General features: G+C 34.5%; 8 protein-coding genes. 2 read left to right on the top strand and 6 right to left on the bottom strand.

Annotated features, from left to right (window positions below; translation table 11 throughout):
• Positions 1-50: 50 nt before the first annotated feature.
• The 6 genes from GKZ88_RS12395 to GKZ88_RS12420 form a co-directional block, all read right to left on the bottom strand.
• Entirely contained in the window at positions 51-3,044 is a 2,994-nt protein-coding gene (locus GKZ88_RS12395) for a glycoside hydrolase family 3 N-terminal domain-containing protein (protein ID WP_155102685.1), read from the bottom strand.
• A 78-nt stretch (positions 3,045-3,122) separates the two neighbouring features.
• On the bottom strand, positions 3,123-4,628 hold the full coding sequence (locus GKZ88_RS12400; RefSeq protein ID WP_155102686.1) for a sodium:solute symporter: 1,506 nt from the start codon (positions 4,626-4,628) through the stop codon (positions 3,123-3,125).
• Positions 4,629-4,801: 173 nt separating this feature from the next.
• Positions 4,802-5,629 carry an N-acetylmuramic acid 6-phosphate etherase gene (gene murQ, locus GKZ88_RS12405; RefSeq protein WP_155102687.1) on the bottom strand — a complete coding sequence of 276 codons (828 nt, stop codon included), beginning with the start codon at positions 5,627-5,629 and terminating at the stop codon, positions 4,802-4,804.
• Positions 5,630-5,754: 125 nt separating this feature from the next.
• Positions 5,755-6,954: a DUF1343 domain-containing protein gene (locus tag GKZ88_RS12410; RefSeq protein WP_155102688.1), complete on the bottom strand. Its 1,200-nt coding sequence runs from the start codon at positions 6,952-6,954 to the stop codon at positions 5,755-5,757.
• Between the two features lie 252 nt (positions 6,955-7,206).
• Entirely contained in the window at positions 7,207-8,940 is a 1,734-nt protein-coding gene (locus GKZ88_RS12415; protein ID WP_155102689.1) for a RagB/SusD family nutrient uptake outer membrane protein, read from the bottom strand.
• Positions 8,941-8,972: 32 nt separating this feature from the next.
• Positions 8,973-12,245 carry a TonB-dependent receptor gene (locus tag GKZ88_RS12420; protein ID WP_155102690.1) on the bottom strand — a complete coding sequence of 1,091 codons (3,273 nt, stop codon included), beginning with the start codon at positions 12,243-12,245 and terminating at the stop codon, positions 8,973-8,975.
• Between the two features lie 243 nt (positions 12,246-12,488).
• Between GKZ88_RS12420 and GKZ88_RS12425 the strand changes: the two genes are divergently transcribed.
• Both GKZ88_RS12425 and nagB read left to right on the top strand, forming a co-directional pair.
• Entirely contained in the window at positions 12,489-13,238 is a 750-nt protein-coding gene (locus GKZ88_RS12425; RefSeq protein WP_155102691.1) for a DeoR/GlpR family DNA-binding transcription regulator, read from the top strand.
• A gap of 141 nt (positions 13,239-13,379) precedes the next feature.
• Entirely contained in the window at positions 13,380-15,308 is a 1,929-nt protein-coding gene (nagB, locus tag GKZ88_RS12430; protein ID WP_155102692.1) for a glucosamine-6-phosphate deaminase, read from the top strand.
• Positions 15,309-15,367 lie beyond the last annotated feature (59 nt).

Raw genomic sequence — 15,367 nt, forward strand, 5'->3', positions numbered from 1 at the left:
TTTTTAGAAGAAAGAGTCAAGAAGAAAGATTTTCTTTGAAAGCTCTTGAATTATTTTATAATGGCTTCTTGAATTATTTGCTGAATTTCTTCGCGAATTTTTCCTTTGGCTAATTTATTTTCGTCATTCGTAACTCCCGGGTAGGTTCTGTTGGATAGAAAAACATACACAATTTCTGTTTTTGGGTCGACCCAAGCCATGTTTCCGGTAAATCCGGTATGACCAAAACTGGCTTCCGAAACACATTCGCAAGTTGGACCGCCTTTACCAATTCTTTTATCAAAACCTAAGCCTCTTAAAACGCCTTTGTCTTTGTAATAACAGGTATTAAAAGCATCAAAAGTTTGTGGTGAAAAATATTGAATGCCGCCGTAATTTCCTTTTTGCAAAAACAGCTGCATCATTTTGGCAACGTCCATTGCATTAGAAAAAATTCCGGCATGTCCTGCAACACCGCCTTCCATCGCCGCCGCCATATCGTGAACGTAACCTTGAATAGGCTGATGTCTGAAATAATTGTCAATTTCAGTAGGAGCGATATTGCTTTTTTCGAATTTGTCCAACGGATTATAAAGCGTATAATTCATTCCCAGTGTGCTGTAGAAATTCTCTTTGCTCAGATCTTCCAGTTTTTGATGCGTTTTTCTTTCTAAATATTCTTTTAGAATGATGAACGTAAAATCGCTGTATCGATATTCTTTTTTTGCTAATAAAGGAGTATCAGCAATAATTTTCATAATCGTATCATGATAGTCATTTCTCAAGTAAAGACTGTCAGCTACTTTGGTTGTAAAACCATTTTCGGCAATTTTTCGATAGTATTTTTCAGAAGGATTTTTATTCTTGTCTAATGTCGCAGTGTAAAACGGAATCCACGCCTGTAATCCTGCGTAATGGTTTAGCAAATCTTTGAAAATGATGTTTTCTTTGTTTGTTTTCGCAAAAAAGGGCATCATATCTTTCAATTTGGTATCTAAGGTAACTTTGTTTTTATCATACAATTGCATCACATTTGGCAGTGTCGAAATCATTTTTGAAATCGAAGCTACGTCATATAAATCTGAGTTAGTTACTTTTTTTCCGTTATCGTAGGTTTGTGATCCGTATGATTTCTGGAAAATTACGTTTCCTTTTCTCGCCACTAAAACCTGTATTCCCGGTGCCATTTTTCCGTCAATTGCTTTTTGCGCTACGGCATCAATTTTTGATAGAATCGCCGGATTCATATTGACATTTTCAGGAGCATTAAAAGCCAGACGGTTTAATTTTTCGGTCGTTAGTCCGTCATTTACTTTGAAGAAATTATTAATCGAAACCGGCAGTTTTCCTTTTGCAGCAACGGCTCCAAAAAGTAATTCGGCAGAAACCACTTGACTTATATCTGAATTTTGATAAGAAACTACTAATCCTTCAATATCTTCAAAATCAGTGATCGATAATAAGGAATATGGTTTGGCAAAAACATCCAGAATTACTTTGTTGTGTTTCGCAACTTCTTTCAGCCAAAGCATTTCTGTTAAAGTAAATTCTTGTTTTTCCCAAGGTTTATTTACTTTATGAAAGCTGATGATAACCTTATCAAATTTTTTCAATTCCTGATTCAGACTGTCAAGATTATTGTCTTTAACTTCTGTGATTTCAGTATATTTTTTTAAAGTAGAAACAAAAGCACTATTGGTGTCATCGCCTAATTTTATGTAAGCAATTTTCTGATTCAGTTCTTTTATTGGAAGAATTTCTTTCTCATTTTTTAAAACGGTAACGGCATTTTCATACAATTGATAATGCAAAGCATCATTTTGCGACGGGTTAAGATCATTGTAAATATTAGCCATTTCAATTGGCTTGTAATGATTTAATCCTGCTTTAAATTTATAATGCAGAATTTTTTTAACCGAATGTGCTAAACGTTCTTCGGTTATAGTACTGTTTGTGTAAGCTTCTTCTAATTTTACAACCGCTACAGGAACATTTTCAGGACAAAGTAAAATGTCATTTCCAGCCAGAAATGCTGCAATTTCAAGATCTCCCGGACCTTTAAAATTACTTGCGCCTTTCATGGCCAAACCATCAGTAAAAATTAAACCGTCGAAACCTAATTCTTTTTGAAGCAGATTCGTAACTACATTATACGAAGTAGAAGAAGGCAGATTTGGAATTGGTTCTAAACTTGGAATATTAAGGTGTCCAACCATCACTGAAACTAAACCTTCATCAAATAAACGTTTGTAAGGATATAATTCGACTAAATCGATTCTTTCTTTTGAAAAATTTACCAAAGGCAGTGCGTAATGCGAATCGGTTGCGGTATCGCCATGTCCAGGAAAATGTTTTCCGGTACTGAAAACGCCTTGACTCTGCACGCCTTTGATTAAAGCAGTTGCTTTGTTGGCTACATTAACTTTGTCTTCGCCAAAAGAACGGTTTCCGATAATTGGGTTTTTAGGATTGGTGTTGATGTCCAAAACAGGAGCAAAATTGAAATGAATCCCAATTCGCTTGTTTTCATTGGCCATATTTCTTCCTACTTTTTCAATTAAATTTAAATCCTGAATCGCGCCTAAAGTCATATTCCAAGGATAACGATAAGTAGAATCTAAACGCATTGCTAATCCCCATTCAGCATCAATTCCGATGAACAAAGGCACTTTTGCTTTTGACTGATATAAATTGGTCAATTTTGCCTGACGAACGGGACCGCCCTGAAAAAAGATAACACTTCCAACTTTATATTCTTCAATTAAATTTTTGATTTGATTGACATGAACAGAGTCTTTATTTGAATAAGCTGAAACCATGAACAACTGACCCACTTTTTCACGAAGCGTCATTTTGCTGTAAATGCTGTCAACCCAAGCTGACTCTTTATCTGAATCTTTGAAAAAGGTTTTTTTCGCTGATTTGTCTGTTTTGTAAACAACCGTATCTTTTACTGTAATATCTTTTTTTGAATCTGTAATTGCATTGTTTTTTTTGACAGCGCAATTGGTGATTAAAAATAAAAATGAAGCACAAAGGCTGATCTTTATGATGTAATCTTTCATAGTAATATGTTTTAAATCAATTGAAGATTAATTTTTAACCTTCAATTGATTAATAAGTTATTTGTGTTTTTAAGCAGGTTAAAAACTTATTTTTTCGCTTGTGCGGGAACTTGTAAGGTATAATCCTAAATAGGTTATTAATCCGTTTAGCACGATTAATTCATTATCGAAAACGTATCCTGAAAGCAACAGTTTCGAATTTTCATTTATTAAATAGGTTAGGAAAGGAGCGGCCAAACACATTAACGGCACCAGTTTATCATTAACATTTCTTGATTTTTGGAACAATCCAAAAGCGTATAATCCTAACAACGGTCCGTAAGTATAAGAAGCGACTTTGAAAATCATTCCAACAACAGAACTGTCATTGATGGTATTGAAAATAATAATTACAAAGAAAATTAATACCGAAAAACTGATGTGTACCAAATGTCTGGTTCTAACGGTGTTTTTTCGGGTACTATCACTTTTATCCATTCCTAAAAAATCAACGCAAAAAGAAGTTGTTAAAGCCGTCAAAGCCGAATCTGTGGTAGCAAAAGTGGCCGCGATAATTCCAAGTAAAAATACAATTGCAGGAACAACAGCTAAATGATTTAAGGCAATTTCAGGGAAAAGTAAATCGGTTCTTGGTTTGCCTGTAATCAAATCAGTTGGAACTGCAATTCCGTTTTTATTTGCATAAATGTATAATAAGGCTCCAACGCTTAAAAAGAAAATATTGATAATCACAAAGATTCCCGTAAAAGTGAACATGTTTTTTTGTGCTTCGCCAATGTTTTTACAGCTCAGGTTTTTTTGCATTAAATCCTGATCGAGACCTGTCATGGCAATAGTAACAAACATTCCGCCTAAAATTTGTTTGATGAAATGGAATTTACTTCCGAAGAAATCATCAAAGAAAAATATTTTAGAATAATTACTGTTTTTTACTTCTTCGAATGCGCCAATAGCACTTAAATCCATACGATCGCAAATGAAATAAATAGTAAGGAAAACCGATGTTACAAGGAAAAACGTCTGCAAAGTATCAGTGATAATAATCGTTTTTAGTCCGCCTCTGTAGGTATAAGAGAAAATTAAAATCAGAGAAATTAATACAGTAAACGCGAATGGAATATGATAGAAATCAAATACAAAACGCTGCAATACAATAACCACTAAATAAAGTCTGAATGCTGAACTTATGGTTCTGCTGATTAAGAAAATCGAAGCAGCAGTTTTGTAGCTGTAAAGTCCCATTCTTTGTTCAATATAACCATAAATTGAAGTCAAATTCATTCGGTAATACAATGGCAGCAATAGTTTTGTGATTACAATAAATCCAAGAGCATTTCCTAATACAAACTGAAAATATTTAAATTGTTCACCGCTTGGTGCGCCAACTTCTCCGGGAACGGATATAAAGGTTACTCCAGAAAGAGCTGTTCCAATCATACCAAAAGCAACTAAATACCATTTAGAATTTTTATTGGCTGTAAAAAAAGCATCATTTCCGCTGTCTTTTCTGCTTACTCTGTGAGAGATATAGAATAGTGTTCCGAAATAAACGATAATAAGTAGAAGGATGGTACTTGGTGTCATTTTATAGTTTTGATGGGTTGTTTTTTTTTATAAATTACTCAAAAAATACGTTTCTTTTTAATTAGGCCTAACAAGTTTTTGAAACCTGCTAGGCCGCCGTTAAAACTCAAAAATTGAAAAAAATGCAGTTTTTGATTTGTATAAATCTATAAAAAGATTTTAATGTGTGGTTTCTAGTTTTCTAGATTTTTGTTTTGAGCCTGCAAAACAGCTCTTACGCTTTTGTGTTTATGAAGCAATTCTTCGGCTAAATCATGTTCAATTCCAAGTTCTTCGATAATCATTTTGATCGCTCGTTTTACCAGTTTTTCGTTAGACAGCTGCATGTCGACCATTTTGTTGCCTTTTACTTTTCCAAGCTTAATCATTACCGAAGTAGAGATCATGTTTAGAGTTAGTTTTTGTGCAGTTCCCGCTTTCATTCTCGTGCTTCCGGTTAAGAATTCTGGTCCTACGATTAATTCAATTGGATGATCTGCTTCCTGAGCAATAAGTCCGTTGCTGATGCAGGAAATACTTCCAGTTTTAATATTGTGTTCTTTGGCTTTTTTCAAAGCGCCCAAAACATAAGGTGTGTTTCCAGAAGCTGCAATTCCGATGATAAAATCTAAGCTTGAAATTTCAAACTTAGCTAAATCTTTCCATGCTTGTTCTGTATCATCTTCAGCATTTTCAACTGCTTTTCTGATGGCAGTATCGCCGCCGGCAATAATTCCGATAATCATATCATGCGGAACGCCAAAAGTAGGAGGGCATTCAGATGCATCTAAAATTCCAATTCTTCCAGAAGTTCCGGCTCCAATATAAAATAATCGGCCACCCAGCTGCATTTTTTTCACAATCGCTTTAACCAGTTTTTCGATTTTAGGAATCTGCCCTTCGATAATACTCGGTACTTTTTTGTCTTCTGTATTAATGTTGATAAGAAGTTCTTTCACGCTCATTTGATCCAAATCTTTGTACAAAGATTCTTGTTCAGTTTCAGGATTTTTATTGTTCATTTTTCTTTTCTTTTTTTTGATTTTTAAAACAGCAGATTTTGATATTTTTTGCTTTCGATAATTTGTATAAGGGGTCTCTATTTTGATAAAAAATAGTCAATTTTGGAATTAAGAAACAGTTTTGTTTAATAAATCAAGTAGGGCTTTCTCATGATTTGAAAAGCTTCTAAATCTTTTTTCCAGCTTTCTCGAATGTCTTTTTCTGAAACTCCAGATTCAATTTGCTGCTGCAATTTTTTTGTTCCGGCAAGTTTGGTAAAAAAAGCATTAAAGAATTTCGTTTTGTCGCTGGTATTTTGATAGGCTTTTATGAGCCATTTTAATTCGAATTTTTCTAGTTTAGGATAAGAAGTTAAATCTTCTCCAAAACATTCTTTTCCGTTATAAAGCGGATCTTTGGCTCCAAAATTTGGCTTCGGAGTAAAACTGAAATTTGTTTTTGTCAAGTACGGAGAGCCATAAATTTGAAATTGTTTTTCGGTTCCTCGTCCAACGCTAACATTCGTTCCTTCAAAAAGGCATAAACTTGCGTATAGATTTATGGATTGATCGTTTGGCAAATTTGGAGATGGTTTTACCAATAAACTGTATTTCATTTTTCGATTATAATTTACGCATGGAATAACAGTCAGTTTGCATTGTGCGGCATTTTTTAGCCATTTTTCTCCATTTACCATTTGTGCATATTCTCCAATTGTCATTCCGTGAAGAAGCGGAACTGGGTGCATGCCCACAAAACTGGTAAATTCTTTTTCTAAAAGCGGACCGTCAACAATACTTCCGTTAGGATTTGGGCGGTCAAGAATTATAAGCGGGACATTGTTTTCTGCACAAGCTTCCATTACGTAATGCAGTGAAGAAATGTAGGTATAAAAACGAGCGCCAACATCCTGCAGATCGAAAATCATAATGTCGATTCCTGCTAATTGCTCCGGTTTTGGCTTTTTATTGTCTCCATAAAGTGAAATTATTGATAAACCGGTTTTAGGATCTTTTCCGTCAACGACATGTTCACCTGCATCTGCAGTTCCTCTAAATCCATGTTCAGGAGCAAAAATGGTTTGTATGGCAACTTTCTTCTCTAATAAAAAATCTACCAAATGAGTTTTGTCAGACAAAATTCCGGTTTGATTGGTAACGATTCCTATTTTTTTATCCTTTAAAAGCGGTAAATATTTCTCGTAATTATCAGCTCCTGTTTTAATTGCAGGAGGATTAATGGCTGAGGTACTGCCTTTTGTCACCGCTGAAAGTGAATTAGAATAAGAAGACGTAACAATGAAAGAAGTTACAATAAGAACACTTTTTGCTATGAATTTTATCATTGTAATTACAGTTAATAGTTAAGGCAAAAATGCACTAATAAAATTAGGTTATTATTTGATTGCTATTGATGTTTTTTGATTGTAGTAGTGCGGATATTGTAGAAATGGGTATCTGAGTTTTTCAGATTTAGGATTGTATTTTGTCTGTTACGATATGTGTGTAAAAAGACTTTTTAAATACTGCCTCTGGTTAGATTTAGGTTCCAGAGGCAGTTTTTTATAAGGGCAAATAATTTATTTATGAATTTGGAATTACCAACCAGGGTTTTGTTTTAAAGTCACACCTTCTGCGGCATATAAGCTGATATCATTTGTTGGAATTGCGCTTAAGTAATTTTTTGGTGATACAAATAATCTTGACACACCTGCTGCATAAGGAATTACATATCCGTCTGAATTTACTTTTGTTTTAGAGTTAGTTCCTATCAAAGCAATTATTCTTGCTCCTAAAACAACATCTGGATTAGCATTTGAATCTAAATAATCTCCTTTTTTCCAACGCATAAGATCTTCTTTTCTCATAGTAGTCCAACTCATAAACTCAATTCTGCGTTCACGACGAATCTCCCATGTAATTGGATTAACAACTCCTGCTTTTTGCTCTAATGCTGTTGTTCTTTGTGGATCATCTATTTGTACTCCGTTAGCCGATGCATTTGTTCCATCTGTAGTCAAAGTAGCTATTCCTGCACGTGTACGAACTTTGTTGATTGATAAATTAAGATCAGCGTTAGTGACTGTACCTAACTCTGCACAAGCTTCAGCATAATTCAAATAAACTTCACTTAGTGTAAAAACGGGAGCGTCAATTTGGTTTTGTCCACCAGTTGTAACCTCTGTACCAGTTGTAGCAGGATTGTTATATAACTGAAATACGTAACCTGTTATAGATGTCAAACCATTAAAAGGCTTATCAGAATAAGCATAATCTGCTGTACTAAAAGCTTTAGCAAATCTTGGATCTCTGTTAGCAAAAGTATTGGCAATATTGTTATCGCCTAAATACTGAGCATTACCAGTTTGTTTGATAGGAAGTCCGTTAGTAGTCACATAACTTTCTGCAGCAAATTTTGTCAATCCGTTTTGAACAGTAGAGGTATTAGTGTACGATTGTACTGAATTTCCTAAAACACCTTTGATGTATCTTTTTGTCAAAATTACTTCAGTATTTCCTAATAACTCAACAGAGTTGTAAAGTGCTTTCCAATCTGTGTTTAGTTTGTATGAATTATTGTTCATTACAGCTAAAGAAGCATCTTTTGCTTTCTGAAGATACGTATTTCCATTCTGACCTAAATTGTATTTTCTGTAAGTACCTTCACCCAAACATACTCGGCTTAATAATGCATAAGCAGTATATTTATTTACAGTAACATTGCTGTCATCAACGTTTAATAACATTGGAATTGCTTCTTCCAAATCTTTAATAACATTGTCTATTACTTCTGCTCTAGATAAAGCAGGTTTATACACATTAGCATCACTTTGAGCTAAATATTTGTCTGTATATGGCACATCACCAAATTGCTGTGCTAAACGAAAATAAGTATGAGCTCTAAAAAACTTTGCAACACCTATGTAGTGATTTTTCTTCGCCTGATCCATAGGTACATTAGGAACTCTTTCTAACATAAGATTACAACGACGAATTAAAGTATAATATTCGTTCCAGTTTGCGTTAGTAGAGTTTGCAGCCGTTGGAAAGTTAGTAAAAACGTTATTAGCCAGGTTGTCATCTATTAATCCTGTAGCTGCATGAAAGTAAAAATCAGCTGTAACACCAGTATTGTTTCCGTAACCGTTAAAGGTATTATAGTTCAACCAAGAATATGTTTTTACGTTATTTTCTGAAGTCCAAAAATTGTCGTCTGAAAACACATCTTCAGGAGGTGTATCCAAAAAATCTGAACAGCTAACAGCTAAACTTGCAAAAGTAAGCAAGGCAACTGATAGTTTTATCTTAGAGTTTGTTATTAATTTTCTCATTTTGATTACTTTTTAATTTTTAAATACCTTTTTTAGAACGCAAGTTGTATACCAACTGACCATGTTTTAGAATAAGGGAAAGTTCTTCCCCATACAGCTTCAGTTTCATTAATTTCAGGGTCTACTGGCAATTTACTGCTTTTCCAAGTAGCCAAGTTTAAGCCTGAAATGTACGGTCTGATTTTATCGATACCCACTTTTTGTGTAATACTTTTAGGGAAAGTATATCCAATAGTCATCGATTTTAAACGTAAATAAGACATGTCTAATAAATAACGTGTTTGCGCAACAAAATTGTTTGATCCAGGTGCATAAGTTCCAAAAGCATCACCAGAATGTCCAGGGTATGGATTAGGGAAATATGCATCTGTATTTTGCGGTGTCCAGTAGTCATTCTGGTTTTCATACATCGCATCTGTTCTGTTATAGAAAGGTAATACTAAGTCAGAAGTTGTCCAGAATTGACGTTTACCAACTCCTTGGAAGAAAGCATCAATATCAAATCCGTATAAAGCACCTCCTAAACGAACTCCATATTGATAACGAGGAGTTGTATTACCAATAACTTTTAAATCTCCAGGATTTGTAGCTGTTCCATCTCCTCTTGAGATTATTCCGTCTCCGTTGATGTCTTTATACATTACATCTCCAGCACCATATTTAAAAGTACCAGTTCTTACGTTTTTATAATCAACACCATTTACAATTAATCCTGTTGCGTCAATTTGATCTGTAGATTGAATTAATCGGTCTGTTTCTAATCCCCAGATTTCACCTAATTTTTGACCTGCATAGAATGAAGTAGTACTAATTAATTTAGCAGAGTTATTCCATTCTGTTACTTCTGTAGTATTATCAGAAAGAGAAAGATCAGCATAAACATTTATGTCTTTGTTTATTTGTTTATTAAAGTTAAGAGCTAGTTCCCAACCAGTTGTTCTTAAATTTCCTGAGTTTGTATTGGCAGCTGCCTGACCAAATGAACCTGGAAGTGTTTTACCTGGAGCTAACATTCCTTTTGTATCACGTTGATAATAATCAAAAGTCAAACCTAACATATTGAATATTCTAATATCAATACCTACATCTTGAGTAGTTACTTTTTCCCAAGTTAAATTTGGGTCAACATTGGTTGGCTGATTAACAGAAGGCGGTACAGTTGCACCACTTCCTACCCAAAGCGGGTTCTGGTTAGTCATAGTCGGTAAAAAGGCATTAGCAGCAATGTTTTGATTTCCGATTGAACCAACAGATCCGCGAATTTTCAAATCATTTAACCAGCTTTTTGTGCTTTCCATGAAACCTTCTTCAGAAATTCTATATCCAACAGAAGCAGAAGGAAAGAATCCCCATTGTTCATCAGTTGGGAATTTTGACGAACCGTCATAACGTCCGTTTATTTCCAATAGATATTTTCCTTTGTAATCATAATTTACACGTGCAAAAAATCCGGCAATTGCATATTTTGATAGACCTGGATTTAGAATTGCATTAGAAGTAAGAGGTGAAGTAAATTGATCACCAATGGCTAAATTAAACTCTGGTTTGTTTTTATCCAAAAGTGTATTTCTACGAGCATACGTTCTTTCAAAATCATACCATTCTGAGTTCAAACCGCCTAATACTTTAAAGTTATGGTTTTCACCTAATGTTTTAGTGTAATTTGCATAGATATTTGCTACATTTCTTGTATAAGATGATTTGGCTTGTGCAACAAAATCGTTTGCACTTTCCATCATTGTAGGTTTTCCAGCAACTAAGTCAGCAGCACTTGTCCACCAGTCCCACATAGGGATCTGACCACCGTTCATTTTTAAACTTGAAAAGTTATTATTGATACTATATTCTCCAATAATATTGAAGTCTTTTGTAATTTGAGCAGTAAGTTTTCCACTGATCCTCATATCATTTGACTTGTTTTCATTTTGAGATGCATTTGCCATATAACCAGGCGCATGTCTAAAGTAAGTACCATTATAAGTACCATATGGGAAATAAGATCCCCAACGCATGTAGTATCCAAAATATCCGTTACCAGCAGTATCAAGACCACTGTTATAGTAGTTGAAAGGAGAATCATATTCTTGGAAAGTTCCTAATACTTTGAAATCTCCAGTAAGCCAGCTAGCTAACTGTGTCGTCATACCCATGTTGATATTGAATCTTTGGTTGGTTTCGTTATTGATTTTCATTACACCTTCTTGGTTAGCAAGACCTAATGAAACAATAAACGAACTTTTTTCACCCAAAGAACCTTGAGCTGATAAATTGTGAAGTGTTTGCACCGCATTCTTTTTTAACATTTCATCATGCGGATTCCAAATTCTGTAAAAATATTCTTTTCCACCAATTACGTCAAAATCTTCTCCTAAGATCATATTTTTGTCATTAGGGTTTCTTGTTGCGGCATATTTTTCCTTCCAGTTAATGATACCTGGCAATAATGTTTTGTAGTTCATACCAAAAGATTCTGGATTTGCATTACCAGCTCTGGCTTGCGCATCTATCATCACTGGAAGCTCTACTGTAGGGTCATTAAATTGAACCAAAGAAATTGGATTGCTCCATCCTGTATTGTTGCTGTAAGCGAATCTTACTTTTCCTTTAGCATTTTTACCGCTTTTAGTCGTAATTAATATAACACCAAATGCAGCACGTGCACCATAAATAGAAGCAGAAGCGGCATCTTTAAGTACAGACATCGTTTCTACATCTTCTGAATTTAACATTGACAGATCGCCTGGAACACCGTCAACTAAGATAAGTGGTGATCCCGTAGCCACACCATTTACGATAGTTCCAGCTCCACGAATATTAACGTTTGATTGTTTACCTATACTACCTGAATTATAAGTAATATTAAGTCCCGGAGTAGTTCCTTGTAGACCTTTTGTGATATCTGTAATAGGAATACTTCCTAAAGCTTTTTTAACATCTACTTTAGCAACTGCTCCAGTAAGATTTGCTTTTTTCTGAGAAGAGAATCCTACTACAACTACTTCGTCTAATTTTGCAGTGGCTGATGCAAGAGTAATAGTAAGTTTTTGTTGTCCTTCAATTTTTACTACCTGAGTTTCAGATCCCATGTAGCTAAAGACTAAACTGCGTCCTGGTGCAACGCTGATGCTAAAATTTCCATCGAAATCAGTAGTTGTTCCATTGGAAGTTCCCTCAATAGTTACGCTGACTCCTGGTATGGGGAATCCATCAGCTTTGTTTTTTACAGTTCCAGTGATTGTTTTTGTTTGCCCAAAAGTTGCTTGAATGAACAAAACCAACAATGAAATAAGAAATAGTTTTTTCATAATTATCTGGTTTTTTTATGGTTGTTGAGCAAATATATTTATTTATTGCATACAAATGCATTATTTTGTATTTTTTTTCAAAAATTAACTAAAATAACGCAAAATAACGCATTTTATGAATATTTATTTTTTCTGTTTTTCGTTTTTAAAGCGAAAAACGCAAACTATTGCAGTTTTTGCTTAATTCTACGCTTCCAATAGAATTATTTGATATATTTGCTCTGAATTTTAACTTTTTAAAAAATGCTGAAAGCCGAAAGACAAAAATATATAATGACTAAGCTTGTTGAAGAACAGAAAGTTGTGACAACTGATTTGGCTTTGGCTCTGGATTTGTCAGAAGATACAATTAGAAGGGATTTAAACGAACTTGACAGCAAGAAACTCCTGGAGAAAGTGTATGGCGGGGCAGTGCAGGTTAAAGAAAAATCGGCTAATGTTTTTGATATACATATTTCGGATGAAGAAGAAAAAAAACAGATCGTAACAAAAGCATTGTCGTTATTGCATGATGACCAAGTTATTATAATGAGTGGAGGAAGTACAAATTTGGTATTTGCAAAGCTTATTCCTTCCGATTTAAAAGCTACAATATATACGTATAGTCTTCCAATCGCAATGCAGCTGTCTCAGCATCCTAATATAGATTTAATATTTATTGGTGGAAAAATGCAAAAAAACGCAATGGTAACTATTGGTATAGATGTGATGCAGGTTGTATCTAAAATTAAGGCAGATATTTGTTTTATAGGCGCGAGCAGTATTAATATAAAACAAGGACTTACAGAAGTTGGCTATGAGGTCTCAATGGTTAAAAAGGCAATGATAGAAGCTTCTGATAGAGTGGTTTCGATGTTTTCTTCAGAAAAACTAAATACAAAAATGCCTCATGTTGTCTGTGATTTAAACCAGTTGGATACCATTGTTACCAATTTAAATCCTGAAGATGCAAGGCTGGAAGAATATCGAAAATCAGGCGTTTTTATATTGTAATTTAAAAAGCTCATTTAAACATTTATGCGTTTTTTTGCGTTATTATAATTTTATTTTGTTAAATAACGCAAAATAATGTAACTGTTTTGTTTTTTGTATCTATATTTGTTAAAACTAAATTTTAACTACAATAGATATATTATGAAAACCACTACTTCTTTGGCTTACGACATACCTGGAAAATTTGAAGAAACGCGATTTGAAAAAAATCATAATGTAATCTTTGAAAATTCTGTGGAAGCTTCAAAAAATGTCGCTCAAGAAATAGCTGAATTAATACGTTCCAAACAATCAAATAACGAATCATGTGTACTTGGACTGGCAACAGGATCTTCACCTATAAAAGTATACGAAGAATTGGTTCGAATGCATAAAGAAGAAGACCTAAGCTTTAGCAACGTAATCTCTTTCAATCTGGATGAATATTATCCAATGAATAAAGAGAACCGCCAAAGTTATCATTACTTCATGCATCAACATCTTTTTAACCACATTGATATTAAGCCTGAAAATGTTAATATTCCTGACGGAACAATTGCTTTAGACGATTTAAATCAATACTGCATTGATTATGAATCAAAAATCAAACAAGCTGGCGGACTTGATTTCCAATTATTAGGAATCGGCCGTACAGGACACGTTGGTTTCAATGAGCCTGGATCACACATTAATTCAGGAACAAGAATCATCACATTGGATCATATTACAAGAGTCGATGCATCATCAGACTTCAACGGAATTGACAATGTGCCAAAGCGTGCCATTACAATGGGAGTTTCGACGATTCTTAGATCGAAAAGAATTGTTTTAATGGCATGGGGGCAAAATAAAGCGTCTATTATTAAGAGAACAATTCAAGGCGAAATAAGTTCTGATGTTCCTGCTACATTTTTACAGAATCATCCAAATGCAACTTTCGTTTTAGATCAGTCTGCGGCTTCAGAATTGACGCGTTTCAAAACGCCTTGGCTGGTTGGAGAATGCATCTGGACAGAAGAATTAAAAAGCAAAGCAATTGTTTGGCTTTGTAAAAAAACAAAACAATCCATTTTAAAATTAACAGACCGTGATTACAACAACAACGGAATGTCTGATTTATTAGCACTTGGAGGTTCTGCTTATGATTTGAATATTAATATGTTCAATATTCTGCAGCATACGATTACAGGATGGCCGGGCGGAAAGCCTAATACCGATGATTCTCATCGTCCGGAAAGAGCTAATCCTGCAAAAAAACGAGTGATCCTTTTCAGCCCGCATCCAGATGATGATGTGATTTCGATGGGAGGAACTTTCTCAAAATTAATCAAACAAGGACATGATGTACATGTAGTATATCAAACTTCAGGAAATATTGCGGTTACAGATGATGAAGCATTAAAATTTGCTGAGGTTTGCAACGATTTTGCGGGAGAAAATCTTCCAAAAGACATCAACTTTAAATCAGTTATTGAGTTTTTAAACAATAAATCTGAAAACCAGATTGATTCTCTTGAAGTTCGAAAATTAAAAGGATTAATCAGAAGAAGAGAATCTTACGCTGCAACAAGATACATCGGACTTAAAGATGAAAATACACACTTTTTAGATCTTCCATTTTATGAAACTGGACAAGTTAAAAAGAATCCACTAGGCTCAGAAGATATTGAAATTGTTAAAGATATTATTGCCAAAATAAAACCGCATCAAGTATTTGCAGCAGGAGATTTAGCAGATCCGCACGGAACGCATGAAGTGTGTCTGAACGCGATTTTTGCAGCAATGGCAGCATTGAAACCAGAAAAATACATGGACGACTGCTGGTTATGGCTTTACAGAGGCGCTTGGCACGAATGGGATATTCATGAAATTGACATGGCAGTGCCACTTTCTCCATCAGAAGTATTGTTGAAACGCCACGCAATCTTGTATCATCAGTCTCAAAAAGACCGAGTTATGTTCCAAGGAAATGATTCTCGTGAATTTTGGGTTAGAGCCGAAGACCGAAATAAAAATACCGCAATTCTTTACGATGAATTAGGTTTAGCAGAATATGAAGCTATCGAAGCTTTCAAACGTTTTGATTATTAGTTAGTTTTAAACCTGACAGGTTTTTAATCCCGAGGCTTCGGGACTGTCAGGTTTATATA

Source organism: Flavobacterium sp. LC2016-01 (assembly GCF_009711135.1).
Taxonomy (GTDB): Bacteria; Bacteroidota; Bacteroidia; order Flavobacteriales; family Flavobacteriaceae; genus Flavobacterium.